20 protein-coding genes are annotated in these 23,871 nt (G+C 62.6%); 9 read left to right on the forward strand and 11 right to left on the reverse strand.

Annotated features, from left to right (window positions below; all coding sequences use genetic code 11):
• The first annotated feature begins 129 nt into the window (after positions 1–129).
• The 4 genes from leuC (at position 130) to ACFVJ3_RS26480 (ending at position 4,846) form a co-directional block, all read left to right on the forward strand.
• Positions 130–1,602: a 3-isopropylmalate dehydratase large subunit gene (gene leuC, locus ACFVJ3_RS26465; RefSeq protein ID WP_378454873.1), complete on the forward strand. Its 1,473-nt coding sequence runs from the start codon at positions 130–132 to the stop codon at positions 1,600–1,602.
• A 14-nt stretch (positions 1,603–1,616) separates the two neighbouring features.
• On the forward strand, positions 1,617–2,210 hold the full coding sequence (leuD, locus tag ACFVJ3_RS26470; RefSeq protein ID WP_378454874.1) for a 3-isopropylmalate dehydratase small subunit: 594 nt from the start codon (positions 1,617–1,619) through the stop codon (positions 2,208–2,210).
• 113 nt (positions 2,211–2,323) lie between these two features.
• Entirely contained in the window at positions 2,324–3,943 is a 1,620-nt protein-coding gene (locus tag ACFVJ3_RS26475; protein WP_378454875.1) for an AMP-binding protein, read from the forward strand.
• 408 nt (positions 3,944–4,351) lie between these two features.
• Entirely contained in the window at positions 4,352–4,846 is a 495-nt protein-coding gene (locus ACFVJ3_RS26480) for a MarR family winged helix-turn-helix transcriptional regulator (protein WP_378454876.1), read from the forward strand.
• 212 nt (positions 4,847–5,058) lie between these two features.
• Here ACFVJ3_RS26480 and ACFVJ3_RS26485 read toward each other — a convergent pair whose 3' ends face one another.
• From ACFVJ3_RS26485 to ACFVJ3_RS26520, 8 genes are all read right to left on the reverse strand, one after another.
• Positions 5,059–6,078: an NAD(P)-dependent alcohol dehydrogenase gene (locus ACFVJ3_RS26485; RefSeq protein ID WP_378454877.1), complete on the reverse strand. Its 1,020-nt coding sequence runs from the start codon at positions 6,076–6,078 to the stop codon at positions 5,059–5,061.
• Between the two features lie 615 nt (positions 6,079–6,693).
• Positions 6,694–7,539, reverse strand: coding sequence for an oxaloacetate decarboxylase (locus tag ACFVJ3_RS26490; protein WP_378454878.1), 846 nt, complete (start codon positions 7,537–7,539; stop codon positions 6,694–6,696).
• A 321-nt stretch (positions 7,540–7,860) separates the two neighbouring features.
• Positions 7,861–8,511 carry an isochorismatase family protein gene (locus tag ACFVJ3_RS26495; protein ID WP_378454879.1) on the reverse strand — a complete coding sequence of 217 codons (651 nt, stop codon included), beginning with the start codon at positions 8,509–8,511 and terminating at the stop codon, positions 7,861–7,863.
• A complete protein-coding gene (locus tag ACFVJ3_RS26500) occupies positions 8,508–10,850 on the reverse strand; it encodes a xanthine dehydrogenase family protein molybdopterin-binding subunit (protein WP_378454880.1) in 2,343 nt (780 codons plus the stop codon). The genes ACFVJ3_RS26495 and ACFVJ3_RS26500 overlap by 4 nt, the downstream gene beginning before the upstream one ends.
• Positions 10,847–11,389, reverse strand: coding sequence for a (2Fe-2S)-binding protein (locus ACFVJ3_RS26505; RefSeq protein WP_378454881.1), 543 nt, complete (start codon positions 11,387–11,389; stop codon positions 10,847–10,849). Before ACFVJ3_RS26505 ends, ACFVJ3_RS26500 begins: the two co-directional genes overlap by 4 nt.
• Positions 11,364–12,266 (reverse strand): FAD binding domain-containing protein, encoded by a 903-nt coding sequence (locus ACFVJ3_RS26510; protein ID WP_378454882.1) that lies wholly within the window; start codon positions 12,264–12,266, stop codon positions 11,364–11,366. The genes ACFVJ3_RS26505 and ACFVJ3_RS26510 overlap by 26 nt, the downstream gene beginning before the upstream one ends.
• Positions 12,263–12,928 (reverse strand): hypothetical protein, encoded by a 666-nt coding sequence (locus ACFVJ3_RS26515; protein ID WP_378454883.1) that lies wholly within the window; start codon positions 12,926–12,928, stop codon positions 12,263–12,265. The genes ACFVJ3_RS26510 and ACFVJ3_RS26515 overlap by 4 nt, the downstream gene beginning before the upstream one ends.
• On the reverse strand, positions 12,925–14,220 hold the full coding sequence (locus ACFVJ3_RS26520; protein WP_378454884.1) for an FAD-dependent monooxygenase: 1,296 nt from the start codon (positions 14,218–14,220) through the stop codon (positions 12,925–12,927). The genes ACFVJ3_RS26515 and ACFVJ3_RS26520 overlap by 4 nt, the downstream gene beginning before the upstream one ends.
• Positions 14,221–14,589: 369 nt before the next feature.
• Between ACFVJ3_RS26520 and ACFVJ3_RS26525 the strand changes: the two genes are divergently transcribed.
• The 3 genes from ACFVJ3_RS26525 to ACFVJ3_RS26535 all read left to right on the forward strand — a co-directional run bounded on the left by ACFVJ3_RS26525 (position 14,590) and on the right by ACFVJ3_RS26535 (position 16,881).
• Positions 14,590–15,582, forward strand: coding sequence for a leucyl aminopeptidase (locus ACFVJ3_RS26525; RefSeq protein WP_378454885.1), 993 nt, complete (start codon positions 14,590–14,592; stop codon positions 15,580–15,582).
• 24 nt (positions 15,583–15,606) lie between these two features.
• Complete coding sequence (locus ACFVJ3_RS26530; protein ID WP_378454886.1) at positions 15,607–16,218, forward strand: SRPBCC family protein; 612 nt, start codon at positions 15,607–15,609, stop codon at positions 16,216–16,218.
• Between the two features lie 159 nt (positions 16,219–16,377).
• Complete coding sequence (locus ACFVJ3_RS26535) at positions 16,378–16,881, forward strand: MarR family winged helix-turn-helix transcriptional regulator (RefSeq protein WP_378454887.1); 504 nt, start codon at positions 16,378–16,380, stop codon at positions 16,879–16,881.
• Between the two features lie 571 nt (positions 16,882–17,452).
• Here ACFVJ3_RS26535 and ACFVJ3_RS26540 read toward each other — a convergent pair.
• The 3 genes from ACFVJ3_RS26540 to ACFVJ3_RS26550 form a co-directional block, all read right to left on the reverse strand.
• Complete coding sequence (locus tag ACFVJ3_RS26540; protein WP_378454888.1) at positions 17,453–18,784, reverse strand: MFS transporter; 1,332 nt, start codon at positions 18,782–18,784, stop codon at positions 17,453–17,455.
• 458 nt (positions 18,785–19,242) lie between these two features.
• Positions 19,243–20,019, reverse strand: a complete 777-nt coding sequence (locus ACFVJ3_RS26545) for a hypothetical protein (protein ID WP_378454889.1) — start codon at positions 20,017–20,019, stop codon at positions 19,243–19,245.
• Between the two features lie 292 nt (positions 20,020–20,311).
• On the reverse strand, positions 20,312–21,652 hold the full coding sequence (locus ACFVJ3_RS26550) for an MFS transporter (RefSeq protein ID WP_378454890.1): 1,341 nt from the start codon (positions 21,650–21,652) through the stop codon (positions 20,312–20,314).
• A 537-nt stretch (positions 21,653–22,189) separates the two neighbouring features.
• Here ACFVJ3_RS26550 and ACFVJ3_RS26555 point away from each other — a divergent pair.
• Both ACFVJ3_RS26555 and ACFVJ3_RS26560 read left to right on the forward strand, forming a co-directional pair.
• Positions 22,190–23,056, forward strand: coding sequence for an alpha/beta fold hydrolase (locus tag ACFVJ3_RS26555; protein WP_378454891.1), 867 nt, complete (start codon positions 22,190–22,192; stop codon positions 23,054–23,056).
• 23 nt (positions 23,057–23,079) lie between these two features.
• Entirely contained in the window at positions 23,080–23,865 is a 786-nt protein-coding gene (locus tag ACFVJ3_RS26560) for an SDR family NAD(P)-dependent oxidoreductase (protein ID WP_378454892.1), read from the forward strand.
• Positions 23,866–23,871: the final 6 nt, after the last annotated feature.

Here is a 23,871-nt window from a genome sequence, read left to right on the forward strand (position 1 = left end):
TCTCGATCATGCTCGCAGCATTCTGCACACTCAGCGCCATCTGCGCATACCGGATCGGCGACAACCGCACCGTCGACCTCAGCGACGCATGACACCCCGCCCACACCCCTCCTTGAAAGGTGACCGAGAATGAAACAGTCCACGTCGACGAGTGGTTCTGGTCGAACACTTGCAGAAAAGGTCTGGTCGCGGCACGTGGTTCGCCCGGGGCTCAGTCAAGAACCAGACCTCCTGTACATCGATCTCCATCTCGTGCACGAGGTCACCAGCCCGCAAGCGTTCGAAGGCCTTCGCCTTTCCGGTCGCACAGTTCGACGACCAGACCTCACGATCGCCACAGAAGATCACAACGTTCCCACTGTAGACATCCTTGCTCCGATCGCCGACCCGATCTCCGCGACACAGGTTGCAACGCTGCGTCGTAACTGTGAGGAGTTCGGCATCAAACTGTTCTCGATGGGACACGAGGGACAGGGCATCGTGCACGTCATCGGTCCACAACTTGGACTCACTCATCCGGGAACTACCGTGGTCTGTGGCGACTCACACACCTCCACACACGGTGCCTTCGGCGCACTCGCCTTCGGCATTGGAACGTCGGAGGTCGAACACGTCCTCGCTACCCAGACCCTGTCGATCCGGCCCTTCAAGACCATGGCCGTCGAGATCGAGGGAGAATTGCCTCCCGGCGTGACCAGCAAAGATGTCATCCTCGCCGTCATCGCCCGGATCGGTACCGGCGGCGGTGCCGGATACGTCCTCGAATACCGAGGCGAGGCGGTGAGGAAGATGTCGATGGAAGCGCGGATGACCATGTGCAACATGACGATCGAGGCGGGCGGTCGAGCGGGGATGGTTGCACCCGATGACACCACGTTCGCATACCTTCGCGGCCGCCGATACGCGCCGAGCGGCCCCGATTGGGATCGAGCGGTCGAGACGTGGCGGGAGCTACACACCGACGACGACGCCGACTTCGACCAAGTCGTCTACATCGACGCGTCCTCGCTGACGCCGTTTGTCACCTGGGGCACCAACCCCGCGCAGGGGCTTCCACTCGAATCTGTCGTACCCGATCCAGCGGACATGACGGACGAGCGTGAAGCAATCTCGGCCCGCAAGGCCCTCGACTACATGGGTCTATCGCCAGGGACCCCGTTGCGCAACATCGGTATCGACGTCGTCTTCATTGGATCCTGCACCAATGCCCGCATCGAGGATCTGCGTGCCGCCGCGTCGGTGCTCTCCGGCCGACGGATCGCCGACTCCGTCAGGATGCTTGTCGTTCCAGGCTCGATGTCGGTCAAAGCGCAGGCCGAAGAGGAAGGCCTCGATCGAGTGTTCACCGACGCGGGCGCGGAATGGCGTGCGGCCGGCTGTTCGATGTGTCTCGGCATGAACCCTGACCAGCTTTCACCAGGACAGCGCAGCGCGTCCACGTCCAACCGAAATTTCGAAGGGCGCCAGGGCAGGTCTGCCCGTACCCATCTGGTCTCACCGCTCGTGGCAGCCGCAACGGCGGTGCGCGGAACGCTTTCCTCGCCGACCGACCTCGTCCCCCTAAACCACGCCGAAACTCACCGACCGATCCGCGTCGGATAGGTCCAGGAGACAAGATGCACGCCTTCACCACCCACACCGGAGTCGGAACACCACTACGCGCGTCCGACGTCGACACCGACCAAATCCTCCCCGGTGAATATCTGAAAAGAGTCACCCGCACCGGATTCGAGGACGCGCTATTCGCCACCTGGCGATCGGACCCAGGATTCATCCTCAACGTCGAGCCCTTCTCTCGCGGTAGCGTGCTCGTCGCCGGTCCCGACTTCGGAACCGGATCGTCCCGCGAACATGCGGTGTGGGCACTGATGGACTATGGGTTTCGAGTCGTGATCGCGTCCCGTTTCGGTGAAATCTTCAAGGGAAACGCATCAAAGGTGGGGCTCCTTGCCGCGACTGTCGAACAGGCTGACGTCGAACTGCTGTGGAGCACGCTCGAGCACAGTCCGGGTACGGAACTGACGGTCGATCTTGGTGCGCGCCTGATCACTACGAATGATCTGACTGTGCCGTTCACCATCGACGACTACACCCGGTGGCGTTTGATCGAGGGCCTCGACGACATAGGATTGACTCTTCGACACGAGTTCGACATCGCCACGTTCGAGGCGAGCCGATCGACCTACACACCCGCTATCCGGCGGTGGTAATTCTGCACGGCATCAGGTGCCGAACTCCCCGTAGTAGAGCTGATCCAGCTGCGGACACCGTTTTGATTTAACAGACGGATACTTGCCGGACCCCCCACTTCGAAGGATCAATCATGTCTGGGCTTGATACGCCTCTCACCCCACTTCGTTTCCTCGCTCGGGCCGCGGAGGTACACCCGAACAAGACCGCAGTGATCGACGGCGATCGCACATGGACGTACGCCGAATTCGTGGCCGATGTCACCCAACTCGCGCACGCCCTACGCGCCTCGGGAATCCGTGTCGGCGACCGGGTGGCCTATCTTGCATCCAACAGCGCCGAAATGCTGTTCGCCCATTTCGCCGTTCCGCTGACCGGCGGCATCCTCGTCGCGATCAACACCCGGCTGTCCGCCGAGGAGATCACCTACATCTGCGATCACTCCGAGGCCAAAATCCTCATCGGTGACGCCGCACTTCTGCGGGGGCTCGGCGAACACCCGAATCTCGCCACCGTCGCAGAGATCGTCGAAACCCCAAGCCAGGACGGCACCTACGAGCAGGTTCCCGGCACCACCAGCTATACGGGGCTATTGACCCGCGGCGCCGGCGAAGACATCCCGTGGGAAGTGGACGACGAGACGCGCACCATCGCGATCAACTACACCTCCGGCACCACCGGCCGCCCCAAGGGTGTCATGTACACCCACCGGGGCGCCTACCTCAACGCGCTCGGCGAGCTGCATCACCAGCGATTCGCGCTCGATACCAGGTACCTGTGGACCCTGCCGATGTTCCACTGCAATGGCTGGTGCTCGGCCTGGGCGGTCACCGCAGCTGCGGGCACCCACGTCTGCCTGCGTGCGGTCCGCGGCGACGCGATCTGGACCCTGATCGACACCGAGCACATCAATCACATGGCCGGCGCACCCACCGTGCTTTCGCTGCTGGCGTCGGCACCTCAAGCGCACCCACTCGCGAACCCGTTGCTGATCGTTACCGCCGGCGCACCGCCGAGCCCGACGACAATCGATGAAATCCGGTCCCTCGGAGCCACACTAGTGCATGTTTACGGTCTCACTGAAACCTACGGGCCGTACTCGGTCTGCGAGGAAAAGCCCGAATGGGCCGACCTCGACCCCGGGCAGCAATCCCGTCTCCTGGCCCGGCAAGGCGTCGGCTTCCTCACCGCGGACCACCTGCGGGTGGTACGCGAGAAGCCGGCCGATGACGGCAGCCTCACCGATGTGGACTCCGATGGCGTCGAGATGGGCGAAATCGTCATGCGCGGCAACAACGTCATGAAGGGTTACTACCGCGACCCCGCCGGCACCGCTACCGCCTTCAGAGGTGGATGGTTCCACTCCGGTGACCTCGGGGTCATGCACCCCGACGGATACGTGCAGCTACTCGACCGCGCCAAGGACGTCGTGATCTCGGGCGGAGAGAACATCTCCACCATCGAGGTCGAACAAGCGCTGATGAGTCATCCCGCCGTCGCCGACGTAGCTGTCATCGGGGTTCCCGACGAGAAATGGGGAGAACGGCCCAAAGCATTTGTCGTCCTCAATCCCGGTACCGAAAGCAACACCGAAGAACTTGTTGCACACGTCAAATCGAGGATCGCCTCGTACAAGGCTCCCCGTTCGGTCGAGTTCCTCGTCGAATTGCCCAAAACCTCAACAGGCAAGACCCGCAAGAACGAACTTCGCGACTCCGAATGGGACGATACCGAAAGTCATATCCAAGGCTGAAATAAGCAAATCACCACGACCGAATACCCAAGACAGAGAGAAACCGAGAAGTGCACCGTTGGCGTGATCGACAACGCTCCGCAGCTCGTGCCGCCGCCCAAGCTCGGGGCAAAGTTCGACACCGACCACTGTCCCGTGTCCAGCGTTGACCGACGACGAAGGGCACGCCCAGCAAGTGACCGAGTGACGACGCCGCCTCCCGTAATGGTCGAGCACACCAGCCAGCCGATCCTTCTATGCGGCCGCAGTTGTCATGTTCCGAGCGCACACGACACCCCCGCCCTGCCCTCTTCGTCGAGGTCGCGTGCTGTCGCCGCTGAACCGCACGCCAATCTCACCGACACTCGAACGTGCCGAACCGTCAAGTCGAGCCAACCCGCCGTAGGTCACACATGGTTAGCTGAACCCGTGACAATCGATAGATTTGACAACACATTGAAGACGAACGATCGGAATGCGCTCGAGGCTCCTCCGGACATGGTCTCCGCTCCCGGTTATCTCCTGCGGCGGCTTTACCAGGCCTACCAGTCGGCATGGCTGAAACATGTCGATCCGGTCGCTACCGGACCTCAGGCCGCCGTACTGATGGCCATAAGGAGTAACCCTGGCGTCGAGCAGGGAGCTCTCGGAGCATCAGTCGCCGTCGACCGATCAACTATGGCAAGCATCGTCAAGCGCCTTGTGGAACGGGGCTGGCTCGAGAGGAAAAGGCCCGCCGAAGATGGGCGTAAACGACTGCTATTCCTCACCGCCGCGGGCTATGAGTCAATCGACGCGATTGTCCGACGCGCCCAGGAGCTCGACATCCTTCTCATGGAGGGATATGGGCCCCTCGGCCAAGAACTGATTGTCGACCTACTTAGGTCTTTGGCAAGCCGATGGGAGACGATCGCCGAGGACTGACGTCGTCGAGACCCGTGGCGGCTATATCCCATGACCTTCACCGACCACCTCGCCGACGAGGGCATCCGGCCGTCGATCGGTTCGGTTGCCGATACGTATGGCAACGGCCTGATGGAGTGCGTGATCGGGCTCTACAAACCGAGTGCATCCGCACCTCGGTCTTCCACAGCGAGCCCTACTGGACCATCGGCGACGCTGGGTCGACTTGGTGTCTAGAACGATATGACCACTTTGCCGAAGTGCTGGCCCTTTTCCAGGTATTGCAGGGCTTCCCTCAATTGTTTGAACGGGAAACTTCTGTCGATGACCGGTTTCACGTTGTGTAGATCAAGCGCCCTCATCAGGTCTTCCGTCATTTCGCGAGAGCCGACAGGAATGGTTGCGACACGAATTTCGCGCTCTGTTGCGGCGGCCGATGAGAATTCCCCACTCAAGTTCCCGACACTCCCGACATAGCCCCCATCTTTCGTCGCACGCATCGACTGTCCGATCGTCGCCGCACCCACCACGTCCAGTACGAGATCGACGCCGCGACCGTTGGTCAGCCTCAGAACCTCTTCTTCCCAATTAGAGTTCTTCTTGTAATTGATACCGTCGCTGGCACCCATGTCGATCAGTCGCTGGAGCTTCGCGTCGTCGCTGGAGGTTGCTATCACACGCGCGCCGCTCATCAGTGCGATTTGTAAACCCAACACCGAAACGCCGCCACTGCCCATGATCAGGACGGTATCGCCAGTCTTGACTTGGCCGACATAAACTAATGCCTGCCAAGCCGTAGCGCCGGCACAAGGCAGGCACGCAGCTTCCTCATAGGAAAGCGATGCGGGGATCGGGAGTATGTCTTCCTGATCATAAACCGCATACTGGATGGCCGTACCGTCAACATCGGCAGACTTCGCTTTCCAGCCCCGTCTATCCTTCGTTGAGGGACCGCTGTACCAGCCTTCCATGTAAATCGGGAGAACTCTGTCACCGGCCTTGAATCGACTGACCTCGACTCCGGTTTCGATCACCTGCGCAGACCCATCGGACAGAGGCACGATGGGCAAATTGGGCTTCACAGCGTAGACGCCTTTGAGGATTTTGAGATCGCGGAAGTTAAGCGAAGCAGCTTTCATCTCGACCAAGATCTGCGTCGTGCGCACTGACGGAACCTCGCGCTCGATTTCGACAAGTCCGTCATAACCTATTTCAGTGAGAACAAATCCTTTCGCAACGCGTTTGTCTGTCATCTGACTTTTCCAACCCCTGTGTGCTTCCGGTTGGGCGTAGCGTTGCTGAAATCAGCATCGGTATCGAGAATGATGTCCATCTGTCCCAGCCGTTTGTGTTGGCTGGAGATGCGCGGGCCGGTGGCCGCATCCCCGCCGACGGCACCGTTGGCCCTGCAGATATCCGACAAGCCGTTCTCCGTACACAGCGACGCCTGGTGGAGTGCAGTCAATCGCACAGGGCTGTAACAGCAAGCGCAATAGTCGTATTGATGGAAACAACAATCCTGCCACGGGCTCGCTTGCGGATGTGCATGTTCGTGCCCACAGACAACGTGTCCTCACCAGTGGCCGGTGTGGTCACCGGCGACGCACGTCGTACAGGGCGGTACCCACGGCGGCGACTGCGGATCCCCGTGGGACGGGTGGTTGGTCATCCGACCCGTGACCGCCGCCCGCCGCCTGCGCCGCAAACGCCGAGCAAGGCGCTGATGCGGGCCGACTCCCGCGTTCTATGGGAACAATCTCTGTTGGCCGGCCCGGATCTGTCGATGACCGTGCGGATGAGGCGACCGATTCCCATCTCCAGATGTTTTCTGGGGTAGGTTCTTCGGGCCGAGCAAACCACTGCCTTTGTTACACAGCGGAAACTGCTTCCTCGGACACGTAGCGGTTCTCGAGAGCCCGCACATCCTGCAAACCAACCACAGAAGTGAAATCCTCGAAGCTCGGAAGTCCAGCCAACGACGCCGCCGTAGGCGTGCCGTGTTCCTTCAGGTCCGCCAGGTAGGAACGTGCACGCGCGGTTGCTGCGAGCAGGGTTCCAATCGGATAAATGACCATTGCAAACTGAAGTTCCCGCATTCGCTCGAATGTGAGAGGGGGCGTTTTCCCGCCTTCGACCCAATTGAAAACAAGAGGCATCTCGGTTGCGAGTTCTCCGGCCAGTCGCTCGATGTCTGGCTCGCTGGTCGGTGCCTCGACAAACAATGCGTCAGCGCCGGCTGCATGGTATGCCCTAGCTCGCGCGATTGCGGCGTCCACACCGTCGACTGCGATAGCGTCGGTACGTGCGATCAGTACCGTGTCCGGATTGCGCCGTGCGTCCACGGCGGACTGAATCTTGCCGATCATCTCGCCTGCCGACACGAGTGCCTTGCCGCTCATGTGCCCGCACTTCTTCGGGTTCACCTGATCCTCAAGCTGAATCGCAGCAGCCCCGGCCTGTTCATAGACACTCACAGTCCGAGCTACGTTGACGACATTTCCGTATCCGGTGTCAGCATCAGCGATGACAGGGATATCGACGGCGGAGACCAAGCGACGTGTTTGATCAGCCATTTCGGTTCCAGTCAGCAAGCCGACATCCGGCATCCCCAGCAGCGACGCCGTCGCACCGAAACCGGTCAAGTAGACAGCGTCGAATCCCGCAAGTTCGATCAACCGCGCCGTGAGTCCGTCGTATGCGCCGGGCGCGATCACGGGTCCAGTTCGCGGTGCTTCCTCGAGTGCCTGTCGCAACCGACGAGGCGCCGGTACCGTTTCCCGACTCAACATATTGGCCATGCTGTTCCCTTTCGCTAGATGTATTGCACGCATTGGAATTTGACGCGGAATAGATTGGGGCGAGCAACATCGCCACGCCGTGGATCAGGGCATCGAGATGACACGACACGCTTTGCGACGGACCGGTCTGCCGATGGACAAGAGCTGACCTCTCTGCCAGTCAACGAGATACGCGGCCGTCAATCGCGTCGCGTGCCCGTGACACGCCCTCGTTCACGTCTGGCACTGTTTGCGGTACTAGCCTTCAAGGCCGGACAGGGCGTCAACCCTGGCGATGGCCTCATCCAGATGGCATACATCCGCATACTTCGCATCGAGGTCGCGGAGGTTCGACTCGTGCAGCTCCGGACTCCGGTCTGCACACGTCTCGCGAACCACCTGGGGCCTGAAACCGTGGTTGAGGGCATCGGTGGCCGTAGCCCGCACGCAACCGGATGTGGATACGCCGCCGACCAAGACGGTGTCGACGCCGGCAGTGTGCAGAGTCGACGCCAAGGACGTTCCGAAGAAGGAACTCGCATAGTTCTTCGTTATGCGCACGTCTCCGGGTTCGGGCTGCAGCACGAGTTTGCCACCGCGCTCGGGAGCACCCTTTGCGAATGCGGCCAGTCCCGGCACTTTCTTGCCGAACAGGCCCGCGTCCGACATTGTCTCGTCGTACCTGACGTCCGTCCAGACGATGGGAAAGCCCGCTCGACGCATGACACCGACGAGCGTTTCCGTCGCTTCGACCACTGCCTCCATCCCGGGCAGCGAGAACATGCCGTCCGCATCGGTGTATGCATGCACGAGATCCACGACGATGAACGCCGGACGGCGCCCCCATCCCACCCGCCCGGAGAAGGGCGCGGTGAGCGAAACAGTTGCGGCACTTTCGGTCCGGGTCACGACACGGCCTCCGCTCTGGACGGCCGGCTCAGCAGCATCTGAGCCTGCTTCTGTAGTGCTTCGGGATGCAACGGGAGCTCATTGAACTCCGATTCCAGGGCATTCGTGACCGCATTCGCCAGGCATGCGCCGGCCGCGATGGTTCCACCCTCGCCGACTCCCTTCGCACCGATGATGCCGTCCGGCGCAGGGACCGGAAGATGCCGGACGGTGACGTTCGTCAGCTCGCTCGCCGTCGGGATCAGGTAGTCCATGAAGGACCCGGCCAGGGGCTGTCCCTCACTGTCGTACTGGAACGACTCGTAGAGAGCCCCGGCGATACCCTGGGCGATGGCCCCCTTGGTCTGCCCTTCGACGACAAGAGGATTGATGACCCGACCACAATCTTCGGCCACGACCCAGTCGAGAATCTTCACGAAGCCTGTCTCCGGATCCACCTCCACGCGGCAGGCGTGTGTCGCGTACGAGTACAGGACGGTCTCAGCCTCATACGTCCGGCCGAGCGTGAAGCGCCCCTCCGGCGCCTTGGCTGCCAAGCTCCGAACAGATTCGGACACCGTCGGGTCATCGACCACGAAGACCAGACCGGACCGGATCTGCAGGCGATCAACCGGAACATCGAGCAGTGCCGCCGCGTCCTCCAGTAGGCGACCCTTGAGTTCCTCGCCGGCCTTGACGATCGCCCCGGAGGTGACCGACGCACTCCGCGAGGAGCCGGTTCCTGTTCCGTCCACCTCGCCGGAACCCGTGTCACTCTGGATCACATCGATGTCGTCGTAGTCGAGCCCACTGGCGTCGGCCAGGACCTGCGAATAGGTCGTGGCACTGCCCTGTCCGATGGACGGGCTCGATGTCCAGATCTTGGCCCGCCCGTCCTGCCCGAGGCTGAGCTGGCAGCTGTCCCATCCCTTCATCGCCGTCATGCCGCGCTGCTTGAAGAGCTTGGAATTGTTCCCTGTCCACTCCACGTAGGTGGAGATGCCCAGGCCCAGGATCTTCCCGTCGTCACGAGCCGCCGCCTGCTCTGCCGCGAAGTCGTCCACACGCAGCATTTCGGCAGCCGCCTCGAGAGCAGCCGGGTAGTTACCGCAGTCGTACTTCTGGTCCGTGACCGTCGTGTAGGGAAGTTCCTCCGGCGTGATCAGGTTTCGCCGGCGGATCTCGACGGCGCTGATCCCGACCTCCTTGGCGAGGATGTCCATGATCCGTTCGTGGATCAAATTGGCGACGGGTAGTCCCACGCCACGATATGGTCCCGCCGGGCAGGTGTTCGTGGTCACGGCACGGCCGCGGGCACGATAGTTCGAAAGACGGTAGGGGCCCGGGGTCATGGCAAGCACCCCGGCCGTCTCGAGTACGTGTGTGATCGGGAAGACCGAGTACGCTCCGCCATTGCCCAGGGAGTCCAACTCGATCGCGAGCAAGTTGCCGTTGGCGTCCGCCGCAGCACGAACCTTGACCTCGAAGTCGCGTGCGTGCGCAGAGGCGATGAGATTTTCCGCACGGTCCTCGACCCACTTGACGGATCGATCGAGCTTGACGGCCAGCCAGGCCACCACGAGCTCCTCGGGGGAGACCACGCTCTTGAGCCCGAACCCACCTCCGATGTCGGGGCACTTGACTCGCACCCGGAACCCGAAGAGGTCCCTGACGCATTCCATGAGCGCATGCGGGAACTGGGTCGAGGACCAGAGCACGACTTCACCGTCGTCGACGTACGCCGCTGCACCGCGCCCCTCCATCGGCGACGGAACAACCCGGGGGTGCCGGAAGACGCGCTCGACGACATGGGCGGCCTCGTCGAAGGCCCCGTCCGGGTCACCCACTTCGATCAGGCGGTCGAAGAGCACGTTCGAGGTGATCTCCTCGGACTCGTGCAGGATCGGCTTGGCCGGGTCCAGCGCATCGGCAATGTGGCTCACGACCGGTAAGGGTTCGATGTCGACGTCCACCTGACCGGCGGCATCTTCGGCGATGTAGCGGGAGGTCGCCACGACCGCGGCGATAGGTTCGCCCACGTAACGCACCCGCTCGTGCGGGAGAATGGGACGCGGAGGCTTGCTCGCGTTCGCGACAGGCGTCACCAGGTCGGGGACGTCGCCGAGGTCTTCGCGCGTGAAGACACCCACCACTCCTTCCATGGCTGCGGCATGCTCGCTCCGGATTTCCTTGATGATGCCGTGCGCGATGGTGCTCCGCACATACACGACATGGAGTACGTCGCCGGGCAACCGGACATCGTCCAGGAAGGTTGCGGTACCGGTGAGGAGTGGGCGGTCTTCAACGCGAAGTGTTGCCCGTCCCACCATCCCCGAGGGTTGTTCAGGACTGGCATTCATGACATCAACTCCGACGAAACCTGTTCGGACGGAAGGTTATCCGTGGACCCGGTCGGGTTTCGGGTTGCACGCAACGTGTCGAGAGCCTGTGTCACCGCCTTCACGATGCTCTCGTATCCGGTGCACCTGCAGAGGTTGCCCGAGAGTGCCTCGCGAATTTCTTCCTCGGTGAATTCCTTGTTCTCGAGGAGCAGCGGCTGCAGGGCCATCAGGAAACCTGGCGTGCAAAAGCCACACTGAAGCGCATGATTCTCGTGGAAGGCCTGTTGGAGCACGGTCCAGTCGTCGTCTGTGCCTGCCACGGCCTCGACCGTTCTGACGTGGCAACCTTCGGCCTGGACTGCGAACATCAGACACGACCGAACGGGCGAGCCGTCGACCTCCACCGTGCACGCGCCACACACGCCGTGCTCGCACCCGACATGGGTGCCGGTGAGCCCGGCTTCGTGCCTGATGAAATCCGATAAAAGCGTCCGCGGCTCGACTTCTGCAGTGAAGTCTTTGCCGTTCAAGCTAGTGGTCATGGCGCGGAGTTGCATCGCGGCCCTCCTTTGCTCTTTCGACTGCTTTGTTTATTGCCCGGCGCACGACCACCCCGATGAGTGATCGTCGGTACTCGGCGGAGCCGTGAAGATCTCCCGAGGGTTCGCTGGCTTCGCGCGCAAGTTGAACAGCCGCCTCGACAGCAGCATCGTCGATGCCACTACCTGTCAGGCGTTCCTCGGCTCGGGGGACCCGCAGCGGTGTCTGCGCCGCCCCGAGAAGCGAGATCCTGGCGTCCGAGCAGGTGCCCTGTTCGTCGACCGTGAGGACGACGGCTGAACCGGCAAGGCCGAAGTCGCCGTTCCGTCGTGAGATCTCTTCGAATGCGTACCCGTGACCGGCAGGGAGCGGAGGTACACGGACCTCTACGAGTAGTTCGTCCGGCTCCATGGCGGTAGTCATCGTTCCCACGAAGAAGTCCTGCGCGGGGATGCACCGCTCGCCCCGGCTGCTGGAACGCGCCACGATGGTCGCATTCAGGGCGGTCAATGCGACCGGCAGCTCGGCAGCCGAATCGGCGTGCGAAACACTGCCACCGATTGTTCCCCTGTTTCTGATCGCGGCGTGCGCCACCCAGTGGACGGCCTCCTTCAACAGGGGCCATCGGCGCTCGATCAGCCTGGACTTCTCGAGAGTGGCGTGCCTGGTCAGGGCACCTATGTGCAGATTTCCGTCAACGGATCTGAGGTACGCGAGATCAACCAATCTATTGATGTCGATCAGGCGCTCAGGCGACGCCAATCGGAAATTCAGCACCGGGATGAGGCTTTGGCCCCCGGCAAGGATCTTCGACTCATCCGGATCCTCAGCGAGCATACGGAGCGCTTCGTCAACGCTGTCCGGCCGCAGGTAATCGAACCTCGAAGGCTTCACGAGCCCGCACCCCGCATTCGTTCCTCGCCCCGAACCGCGCGGATCGCACGCCAGATCAAGTAGGTGAACAAGGCTGTCCCTCCGAAGGTACCGAGTGGGAGAATGACCCGCTTCAACCTGGGGTCGATGACAGTCTTCGCGGCCCCAGGCGCCACCGCAAGTGCTGCCGGGTTCTGAGGCGCTGCAGCGCCGGGAGCCGGCCAGGTTCTACCGGTGTCCTCGCCGAGCAGCGCAACGGCGCTGGTGCCGAATGCCGAGAGCCTGTCGGAGACGGTCCGCTCGATCTCCGCGTAGGAGCGGCGGTTGCCGATTCCTGCCATGCTGAGACAGGAATTCATCACGAGCGCAGTTCCCTCGCCCTCAACGGTTACATCCAGATCCACGATCAGAGACGCAAGGCCCCGTCCATCGACCTGACGCGCCTGCGCCTCGTACCGCAGACTGCGTCCATCCTGGTCGAAATCGATGAGGCGCAGCCCGAACTGATAGATGGCCACCGTTGCTGGGTCGTCGCTGGTGAAAGTGCCCCGCAGCAGTTCATCAGCGTCGCCGGTTTCGAACCTCACGTCAGGCACGCACTCGGCCAGAAACTCTCGGTCGGCGAGAGCGTTGAGCGCCTGGTCGCTCGACACAGGCAATGTCGCATGAAACGGAGTGATCATTCGTCCTGCAATCTCGCAAGAGCCGGGCGGTCCCCCTTGCTGAAGACATACGCCGGGGACATCGGTTCGTGCCTTCCGTTCCAGAGCCACTCATAGGAGACGTCCGACTCTCCCTCGAATCTTGCCAGCTTCTCATCCCGGAGCTCCTGCTCGGGTCCGTCTGGCAGTTGGTACAGGTGGGCGTTCTGCGCCGAAGCCTCCTGCACCATCCCCGCCCGCTTGGCGCGCTTTGCGCCGTAGCGCAGCAGAGCAGCCGAGATCTGGTCCTTGTCGACGACGGCGAGTTCCTCTGCGAGCACGGCCGCATCCTCGATCGCCTGCGAGGCACCCTGAGCCTGGAACGGCACCATCGCATGTGCGGCATCGCCGAGGAGTCCGACATGCCCCTGGACCCAGACCGGATTGCAACGGTGCGCGAAGAGGGCCCACTTGAGGATCGGCCCCTCGGCCTTCTCCAGGATCGAAGCGATCCGCGAGTCCCAGTCGCCGAATGCCCTGATGAATTCCTCGGCTGTCGTCTCTTCGGTCCAGCCCTTGTCCAGATTCACATCACTGGAGAGGGCCGCGGCCACGTTCAGGTACTCACCACCACGGATGAAGTAGTGAACCAGATGCCGACCAGGGCCGTACCACATTGTCGAATGGAAGCTGTCCCACAGGAAGCGGGTAGCGGGGTCCGCCTTCAACTTCTCACCCGGGACCATCGCCCGGAACACCATCTGCCCGGAGAAGAGGAGGTCCTCCTCTTCGCTCATACCCATGGCGGCACGCACGCGTGAATGCACTCCGTCAGCCCCGATGAGGACATCACCCTCGTATCTGCGGCCGTCCTCGGTGATTGCCACCGGAAGCGCCGGGTTCGACTGGTCGGCGGTGGCCACCTTCGAGTTCGTGTGCAGGTCGACAACGGGTCCGGGCAACGTGGGATCCGAGCACACATCGACGAGCATCTGGTGAAGGTCCGCGCGGTGGAAGTGCCAGTACGGCGCCCCGAACTCTTGCCACAGGGTGTCGCCGAGCGGCCGACTGGCGAGGATCTTGCCGTCACTCCACCGTCGACGCACCTGACTGGTGGGTTCCGTCTTTATCGCCTCGAGCTGGGGCCGCAGTCCGGCGTTGATCAGGATTCGGCTCGCGTTGGGCGCGGTCTGGATGCCGGCACCGACCTCCCCGAGTTCGTTGGCCTGCTCCAGCACGGTGACCTTCATGCCGACACTGCGCAGCAGGTAGGCGGCGGTGAGACCACCGAGGCCTCCGCCCGCGATAACGACTCTGTGAATATGGTTACTCAATGGAACCTCCTGAAACAAGGTGGGTGCCGTGCCGAGGTTCTGATGACTACCTCCTTGGACGACTATCTCACCTAGATAGTACGCACACTGATGAGTTTCGCAATAGATGTCCCGACACTCGCCATCCTTGAACGAAAAACCCCACCCCTCCACTCTCTCCGCGTCGCGCAGTTCACCGAGCTGAAACACGCCTCACAGTGCGGAGACTTCGAGCAGGCCTCCATACCGCTTGACAAAACATTGACGGCAAACAAACATCGGGTCCAATGCGATAGTCCGTGTACGAATTACTACCTCACGAGAGGGGTCTTCACGATGAATCCGACTGCCTTCAACGAGCTTTGCCTGGAGGAACTGAAGCTTTGCGGAGTGAACGAATCAGAGACGATCGCCGTTCTGACGCGCGGTGACGAGAGGACCGCGTACGCAGACTCCTTCATGTGGGCGGCGCAGCGTCTGGGCGCCCAGACGTACCACTTGCGCTTGGCGGCCCCCAGCGACCCGGCTGGTGCCTGGCAGGTCGGCGACGTGGGGCTCGGCTCCAACCCGCTCGCCGTGGACGCATTGAAGAAGGCCGACATGGTCGTCGACTGTGCGCTGATGCTTTTCAGCCCCGAGCAATTCGAGATCCAGGGCGCGGGCACACGCGTCCTTTCCGCGATCGAGCCTGTGCCGGTCCTGGCACGTCTCTTCCCGACGCACGAACTGCGAGACCGCGTCGAGCTCTCCCAGAAGTACCTGGCGGAGGCGAAGTCCCTTCGTATCACCAATGACCTCGGCACCGATGTCACCTACCGCCTCGGAAAGTACCCGGCGATGGCCGAGTACGGCTACACGGACACCCCCGGCCGCTGGGATCACTGGGGCTGCGGGTTCGCCTTCACCGGCGCCGACGACGACGGCGTGGACGGCACAATCGTGCTCAGCCCGGGTGACATCATCCACCCCTTCGACACCTACGTGCAGTCGCCGGTCAAGTTCACGATCGAGAATGGCTTCATCGTGGACATCCGGGGAGTCGACGGTCATTCGAGCCTCGATTCCGACTTCGTCAAGGCACATATCGACGGTTTCGCCGATCCGCGTGGCTTCGGCATGAGCCATGTGGGTTGGGGACTCGACGAGCGCGCGCGCTGGCATGGGATGGTGCAGGATCCCAACGTGATCGGGGTCGAGACCCGTTCGTACTATGGCAACGTAATGATCTCCACCGGGCCCAACAACGAGCTCGGCGGCCCCAACGACACGCCGTGCCACATGGACATTCCGATGCGCAACTGCTCGCTGTACCTCGACGACGAACTGATCGTCGACAAAGGCGACCTCGCGGTCACTGAGCTCCGGCCCGCGTCGCGCCGCTGACACGACAAGACCCAGGAGAGCATCATGGAACTGACCAACACGTTCACTATCGAAGCGCCGATCGACGATGTGTGGAGGGCGTTCAACGATCCGGAGTTCGTCGCACCCTGCTTCCCGGGCGCAGACCTGACCGAGTACACAGGTGACTCGTTCACCGGGGGTGTGCGAGTCAAACTCGGCCCCGTCTCGCTGAAGTACAAAGGCGCCGGGGTCTACATCAAGCGTGACGAGCCGAGCCGACGCCTGGTGATCGAGGCTGAGGGGCGAGACACCAGCGGCAATGGATCCGCGCGCGCGGTCGTCACAGGCTCCATGGAGTCCGCCGGTGCCGCGCGGACCAATGTCACCATGGTGACCGATCTCAACATCACCGGACGGCCGGCGCAGTTCGGCCGCGGCATCATGTCGGACGTCGCCGACAAAATCATCGGCCAGTTCGCCGCACGATTGGCCGACAAGCTCAATGGGGCCACGGGCGAGCCGGGAGCCTCATCAAGTGCGTCGGAGGAAGCGGATTCGCTCAACATCCTCGGCGCTGCGGCCGGCCCGGCGCTCCGTGTGGCTGCGCTGGCGACGCTGGCGACAGTGGTGATCGCCCTCGGGTACCGACTCGTCCGTGGACGGGTCCGAAGTTGAGGCACCAGGTGGGGCTGCTGGGTCTGACTCCGTATCACCGACCTTGGTGGTCGTCGACGCGGCGAGACGAGTCCGAGCCGGGTGATCGATATGACGGCCGATTCACTCAAATGCCGGGGGAGCCATCAAACGACAGACAGGCAGGCGTACCCTCCGCCCATGGCCAAGCAGCGAGACACTCCGGCTATGAACCATCACGATCAGAAGCGTGAGTACCCAACCCCACCCGACATGATGTCGGCACCGGGGCACCTCCTTCGTCGCCTCAACCAGGCGTACCAAGCGGCTTGGCTCGCCCATGTCGACACGACGACAACCGGACCGCAGGTGGCCGTCCTCATGGCCATTCGCACCTATCCGGGAGTCGAACAGGGGATGGTCGGAGCTTCGATCTCGTTGGATCGATCGACCATGGCCAGCATCGTCACCCGTTTGGAGGAGCGCGGACTGATCAATCGGGTCCGCCCTGCCGACGACGGGCGCAAGCGACTCCTGTACCTCACCGATGAGGGGAAGGCGGCCGTGACGGATCTGGTCGGACGTGCACAGAAGTTGGACGGCCTGCTCATGGAGGGGTTCGGTCCCCTGGGGATGGAAATTGTCGTTTCGATGATGGATTCCCTCGCGCAGCGCTGGGAGGATGTCGCGGACCGACAGGGCTGATCGGTGTCAGCCCGGGGCGTCGCAGGTCAGACCTTTCGTTCTGGCCCCGAGACCTGACCGGTGGCGTCCCGGTAACCGGCCCAGTCGTCTAGGTCTACGGGCTCGCCTCGAATCGCGCGGCCATGCATGACAGCACCAGCCCAGCCCGGATTGCGGGCACGGAAGGCTGCCCGGATCTACCGGTGATGGTTGAGGCTGCGCCCAAGGACCTTCGTCGGAGAATCGCTCGAACGTATTGAGCGACACGGGCATCGGGACGACTGACGAGACCGAGGCAACGAGCCGGGCACTCCCGCGGCGATCAGGTCCGTTGGTGGAATGCATGGTTGACCTAACTCGGGCGCTCGAGTCAGGTGTCGTCAGGCACCGTTGCAACTCTGCCCCGGCACACATGCGCTCGATTTTCCCCAAGGTGTTCCTCAGCGATGGTCGGCGCGGCGTGCGATGCGCCATGGCTCTCCAGAAGTGCCCTGAGGACGAACACCTCGTCGACGTCATCCGCCGTTCAATCCCAAGTGCCCCGAGCCAAGGGGCTCGGGGCACTTGGGGCGTCGCGGCGGGTCGACCTTGGCTAGTCCACGAGTTCGTGCTTGCGGGTGTCGCCCAGGCTGTAGCAGGCGATCGCGCTGATCACGCAGAAGACCCCGACCATGATCCCGACCGACACCACGGGCATGCCGCTCCCGACCATTGACGCTGCGACGAGCGGCCCCAAGCCACCACCTATCAGGCCGGCGAACTGGTATGCCACAGACGCACCGGTGTACCGGTGCCGGGTGGGGAACACCTCGGAGAGAATCGAGCCGACGACGCCGAGCGTCGCGGCGTTCAGAAAGCTCATCCCCACGATGAAGAGCAAGAAGATGACCCACGTGTTGCCCGTTCCAACCATCGGGAAGGTGAAGAACGAGAAGACGCCGAAGGCCAGGCAGGCCGGAACGTAGATCGCCCTCCGCCCGATCCTGTCGGAGAGTGCGCCGAGCACAGGGACCATCGCCATCATCCCCAGCAGCGAGATCATCATGGCGTTGAGGAAGACCTGCCGCGGCATTCCCAACTCCGTTTTTGCATACGTGATTACGTAGGTCGTCAAGATCGCCTGCGCCATGAACGGCCCCGTGTAGGTCAGGATGCTGACAAGGGTGCGGCCCGGCTGTTCCTTGATCAGGGAAAGAATCGGCAACCGCCGCTCGGACTCTGTCGGCGCCTCTTTTGCTTCCAGGAAGACTGGAGACTCTTCGACCTTCAGTCGGATGTACATGCCGACGATCACCAGCGCGATCGACGCCACGAACGGGATGCGCCACCCGAACGAGTTGAACTGCTCCTCAGAAAGGAACCCGAGAGCGGCGAACGATGCGTAGGCCAGGAAGACACCACATGCCGAGCCCATGGCAACGGCGGTGGCGGAGAAGCCCCGCTTCTCCTTGCCGGCGTGCTCGACCGCCATCAGCACAGCGCCACCCCACTCACCACCAACTGCGACACCCTGCACCACACGCAGCAGGATGAGGAGGATCGGTGCCAAGATGCCGATCTTGGCCGACGGTGGCAACAACCCGGTGAGGAACGTGCTCACGCCCATGACGGCCATCGTGGCGACCAACACGGATTTGCGGCCGTACCGATCACCGTAGTGACCACCGATGATGCCCCCCAGCGGTCGGGCAGCATAACCGATCGCAAGTGTCGCGAAGGAGAACACGATGCCCAATGCGGAGGGAACCCCGTCAAAGAAGACCTGGGGAAACACCAACGCCGCCGCCGTACCGTAGACGATGAAGTCGAAGAACTCGATCGTGGTGCCGACGAAACTCGCGGCATAGATCCGGGCGGCCTGCCCACGGGGGGTCGCGACCCTCTCCGTTTCGGACTCGACGGTCCGCGCGTCATTGATTTCCACGCAATGCCTCCTTCAATTGCCACCACTACACCCGGCTACTCCTGACACGGGGCGTGATATGTCCTGATTCGATCTGTCCAGGCAGCTATCGAGACATGCTCACCAGCAATCGATTAGAGGTAATCCGATCACACACCATCTCCACCCGCAAGCGGAACTGACGTGCGCACCATCACTGATTCTTCCCGCGCTTTACCCGCTCAGACTCCCAGGCGCTTCCACGGTCGCAGTGACCAGCCGCTGTCATCAGCGCCCTGACTACTTGAACGAGACCGGAGCCTCGGCCATTCCCGGGTCTGGCGGCGACAGGGCCCGCGCGGTGGTCCAGGACCGGACGCCGCCAGCGGCGCGGCCGTCGGGCGACAACTTCTTCCGGAGTCGGCGCCCGACGCGCCTCTGATGTCAGCGACCGGTCCACGCGCTCGATGCTAGGCGGATGGTGAAGCGCCGCACGCGCATCAGAGGCTGTCGAGGAGGGAGCCCCAGCCGCCGGAGGTCTCGCGGACGCCGAGGAGGCTGAGGAGTTTCCAGAAGAATGCGGAGTCGCTGGAAATCACGGGCTTCCCAAGATCTGCTTCCAGTGGCGCAATGATGTCCATCGTGTGAACCGCGGCGCCGGACATGATGATGCAGTCCGCCTCGGGAGCCTCTTCCGCGACCTCACGCGCACTCTTGTACGCGTAGCTGGCCGGGTACCAGAGGTTCCTACCGTCCACCGACTCCTCGTCGGGGAAGCGCTTCTGGTCGACCCAGTTCTTGATGGTCAGCACACGAATGCCGCCGGCCTCCAGGAATTGCGTGTACCGCTCACTCAGCTCTCGACTGTAGTAAGTCGATGAGATGGCGACGGTTTTGTACCCCTGTTCCTGCAGTGCCTCGACGATGGACAGGCCCATCAATGCGACAGGTTTCCCGGAGGCCTTTTCCAGTTTCGTGGAAATGTCTTCGGCCCACTCGAGACCCGAACCGCCGGCGAACGAGAACGGCGTGCCGACCTGGCCGACGATATCGACGCCGGCCGAGCCGAGTGCAGCGGCGGAGGTCTCGAGCTGCTCGACTGCCCGCTTGATATTCGTGGCATCCACGCGGAAGTTCGGTACGTACGGGAAGGTCTGGTATACACCCACTCCCTCCGGAGCGACACGCGCGAGCTCGACATGAGCGTTCTCGATAACCGGTGTAGAGATCAACCCGACCTTGCCACGCCAACCATAATCAGCAGACCAGTGCGTCATGTTCCTCGAGCTCCCTTGTGTTTTTTCGAATAAATTCATACCGCCCGTTCGGCGTGCATGTCGTGACGTAGCGCGACGAAGGAAACAGCAGTTGTGCCTGCCCCACCTCGAGGATTCCCGTCGCGGACGTCCCTGCCAGCTCTTCGAAGAACGAGGTGATCGCGCTTTGCAGCCTCTCGAAGGCTGGATTGTTGTTCCCACGGCGCCTGACTCCGTCGCTTGGCCGTCAAAATAATCTGTACACGGACTAACTTGGGGAGTCAACTCTCGGGCGCATCACGATCTGGCACTCTCACACCCGGGTGAGGTTGGCCTTTCGGGTGTCTCCAAGCATCATCGTGGAGACCGCACTGATCGCGCAGAACACTGCAATCATCAGCGACACCGCTATGACGCCCAGATCAAGGGTCGTTGCCAACGCCGCGGCGACGAGGGGGCCGAATCCACCACCGATCATGCTGGACAACTGGTACGCCAAGGACGTACCGGTGTAGCGGGACTCGGTCGGGAACACCTCGCTGAGGATCGCGCCGACGGGACCGAGGCACGCGGATTCGATCACGCCCATGGAGATGAAGAAGGCCAGGAACACGAGGGCTGCGGAGCCCGAGTCGATCATGGGAAAGATCAAGAACGAGAAGATTCCGAACAGGATCGCTGCCGGCACGTAAACCACGCGTCGCCCAACTTTGTCCGACAGCGCGGCGAAGAGTGGCACACCGACAACCATCACGGCCAGAGACGCGGTGAGGGCGTTCAGCATGAGTCCGCGTGAAGCGTCGGTGTGGGTCGTTCCCCACGAGACAACGAAGATCTTGACGATGGACTGGGCCATGACCGGCCCGACGTAGACGCACAGCGCCAGCACGAGCCGTCCCGGGTGGTTGCGAATCAACTGGACAAAGGGCGTCTGCTTGCGGGTCTTCGTCTCATTCTCTCGCTCGTCGACAGAAGCCTCGAAGACCGGGCTCTCCTGAACGTTCATTCGAATGTAGGCGCCGATAGCAATCAGAACCACCGATGCCAGGAACGGGATGCGCCATCCCCAGCTCATGAATTGGTCCTCGTTCAGAAGTCCCAAGACGGCGAACGATGCGGTTGCCAGCAGTGCCCCGAGCGCCGCTCCGACGCCGGTCGCGCTTCCGAAGAGTCCGCGAGATTTCTGCGGGCCGGTCTCGACCGACATCAGCACCGCACCGCCCCACTCGCCACCGACGGCAAGCCCCTGGATCAGACGAAGGATCACGAGCAGCACTGGCGCGAGACTGCCGATCTGGGCAGTCGTCGGCAGGAGTCCGATGGCCATCGTGGAGACACCCATGAGGACCAGGGTGATCATCAGCACGGACTTTCGTCCGGTTCGGTCGCCGAAGTGACCGAACACGACCCCACCCAGCGGACGCGCCAGGTATCCGGCCGCGAATGTCGCCAGCGAGGCGATCACACCAGCGGCCGGGGACATGCCGGAGAAGAAGATCGACCCGAAGACCAGGCTTGCGGCAGTCCCGTAGATGGCGAAGTCGTAGAACTCCACGACACTGCCGATGAGGCTCGCCAGGTACGCGCGGCGCTGGTTGCGGGCAGTGGGACCGGACCCGAGGGCAGGCCTCGCTGCTGCTGATTCCGTCGCCATGGCGCTCCTTGGAAGATCAGTTTGTGACATTGGATGTAGCCAGCCTTTCCTTCGCCCGCCCGAATTATGTGACGTTCGTCTCGCGGCTCGAGGAGGTAATTGGAACACGGACTATCTCCATCCGCAAGAGATGTGCTGCGGATTTGGACAATCCAATCTCCGAGGGCTCACCGCCGGACCGGCGAGCCTGGCCTGCGCGGCGCGGGGCCTGTCCGACCGCATATCTATGCAGGTCCAGGGAGCCTAAATGCCGGATTCCAAGCCGGAGGTCTCTGGCCCGAGGGGTCTTCGAACCGAGTCGGTCCTACGGACGAGTGTCGAACATTGCTGATCGAAATGCAGGATTTGCTCTGTGTACTGATCATTGTGTGGACGGGCCCGCCGTCCCGGCGCAACACGGGCTACAACATCCGCGCCGCGCAACCCTGAACAATCCCTCCAGCGCTGGACATGTGGGTTGACAACGACTGCACCACGCAAGATGATCAGTGGACAAACTATCTTCGGGTTCGCCCGACCTCCGACGAGGAGCAGCCGTTGTCCGCAGATAATGTCCGCCGCCCGAGGGCCGTCCTCCAAACGGCCCTCGCCGACCTCGCATCGTTGCGGGCGACCAGCCGCTGGGTCGACACAGGAACACTGAGGCTCCACGTGCTCGACTACGGCGGGAACAAACCGCCGATGGTGATGTTGCCCGGAATCACCAGTCCTGCAATCACACTGGACTTCGTGGCGAGCGAGCTGCTCGACCTCGTCCGCCCCATTGTCGTCGACATGCGAGGACGAGGACTCTCGGACAGCGCCGAGTCGTACTCCTTGAAGGACTATGTCGATGACACGCGCGCGGTGATCGATTCCCTGCATCTTGAATCACCGCTCCTGTTCGGGCACTCGATGGGTGCCCGAGTAGCAGGACTCGCAGCATCCCTTGATGCGGAGAAACTGGCCGGCACCATCCTCGTCGACCCACCGATGACGAGCGGCCCAGGCCGCGGGCCGTACCCGGTCACGCTGCACGACTTCGAGGATCAACTCGTCGCAGCGAGGCGCGGCTTGGACCCGGCGGACATGGCGCGAACCTGGCCGACCTGGCCGCAACGCGAACTGGGACTTCGTGCTCGCTGGCTGTCCAGTTGCGCAGACGAAGCCATCGCTCGAACACACGAGGGCTTCGAGGGCGACGACTTCTTCGACTTCTGGCCGGGAGTCCCAGAGCCGACCGTGCTGATCTACGGGGCCGACAGCCCCATGGCATCCGGGCAATCCATCGAAGAAGCCACGCTGTCGAACCCGAAGGCGCGATTTGTGAAAGTGCCGAGGGCCGGCCACATGGTCTTATGGGACGCACCAGAGCGGGCGCTCTCTGCGCTGCGTTCGGTACTCACCGACTGGGACACCAAGTAACGATGATACGGAGGACACACTGAATGACTGAATCTGAATCGACACGTTCGCGCGGGGCGATCCTCACCGGTGCCGGTGGTGGCATCGGGACCGCCACCGCTGTCCAACTTGCCCACGACGGCTACGCACTGGCGCTCGTGGACCGCGACCAGCAGCAGTTGGACCGCGTGGCGGATCTGGTCCGCGCAGAGGTTCCGACTGCGGAGCTCCGGACGTACGTCGCCGATGTGACGGATGGCGCGGCAGTGGCGCACTACGTGCAGAGCGCGGGGGCCGAACTCGGCCCGATCCGGCTTCTGGTCAACAACGCAGGTATCGAGGGCCGCGTCTGCGCGATCCATGAGTACTCCGAGGAAGAGTTCGACCGGGTGTGGGCCGTCAACGCACGCGGAACCTGGCTCAACATCAAGCACGTGGTGCCGCTGCTGCTCGCGGACGGCGGCTCCATCGTCAACGTCGCCTCGGTTGCCGCGCTCCGCTCGTCGGTGCTCTTGGCACCCTACGTGGCGAGCAAACACGCTGTCCTGGGTCTCACTCGATCGGCAGCCAGTGACTTGGCGCCCCACGGCATTCGGGTCAACGCGGTGTGCCCGGGGCCGGTCGACACGCGCATGATGAACTCCTTGAGCGAACAACGCGTCCAGGCTACGGGCGAAGCAGATGGCGCCGCAGGCCTCGTGTCGCGGGTGCTTCTCGGACGCATGGCCGAGCCGAGCGAGATCGCCTCGGTTGTCGGCTTCCTGGCATCCCCTGCCGCTTCCTACATCACCGGCAGCGCAATTGTGGCTGACGGCGGCCTGTCAATCTGAAACCTC

Source organism: Rhodococcus sp. NPDC127593, assembly GCF_042671975.1.
GTDB lineage: Bacteria > Actinomycetota > Actinomycetes > Mycobacteriales > Mycobacteriaceae > Rhodococcus_F.

Coding starts and splice junctions, on each gene's coding strand:
- leuC (WP_378454873.1), top strand. CDS start 130: ATGAAACAGTCCACGTCGACGAGTGGTTCTGGTCGAACACTTGCAGAA.
- leuD (WP_378454874.1), top strand. CDS start 1,617: ATGCACGCCTTCACCACCCACACCGGAGTCGGAACACCACTACGCGCG.
- ACFVJ3_RS26475 (WP_378454875.1), top strand. CDS start 2,324: ATGTCTGGGCTTGATACGCCTCTCACCCCACTTCGTTTCCTCGCTCGG.
- ACFVJ3_RS26485 (WP_378454877.1), bottom strand. CDS start 6,078: ATGACAGACAAACGCGTTGCGAAAGGATTTGTTCTCACTGAAATAGGT.
- ACFVJ3_RS26500 (WP_378454880.1), bottom strand. CDS start 10,850: ATGAATGCCAGTCCTGAACAACCCTCGGGGATGGTGGGACGGGCAACA.
- ACFVJ3_RS26505 (WP_378454881.1), bottom strand. CDS start 11,389: ATGCAACTCCGCGCCATGACCACTAGCTTGAACGGCAAAGACTTCACT.
- ACFVJ3_RS26515 (WP_378454883.1), bottom strand. CDS start 12,928: ATGATCACTCCGTTTCATGCGACATTGCCTGTGTCGAGCGACCAGGCG.
- ACFVJ3_RS26530 (WP_378454886.1), top strand. CDS start 15,607: ATGGAACTGACCAACACGTTCACTATCGAAGCGCCGATCGACGATGTG.
- ACFVJ3_RS26535 (WP_378454887.1), top strand. CDS start 16,378: ATGGCCAAGCAGCGAGACACTCCGGCTATGAACCATCACGATCAGAAG.
- ACFVJ3_RS26545 (WP_378454889.1), bottom strand. CDS start 20,019: ATGACGCACTGGTCTGCTGATTATGGTTGGCGTGGCAAGGTCGGGTTG.
- ACFVJ3_RS26550 (WP_378454890.1), bottom strand. CDS start 21,652: ATGGCGACGGAATCAGCAGCAGCGAGGCCTGCCCTCGGGTCCGGTCCC.
- ACFVJ3_RS26560 (WP_378454892.1), top strand. CDS start 23,080: ATGACTGAATCTGAATCGACACGTTCGCGCGGGGCGATCCTCACCGGT.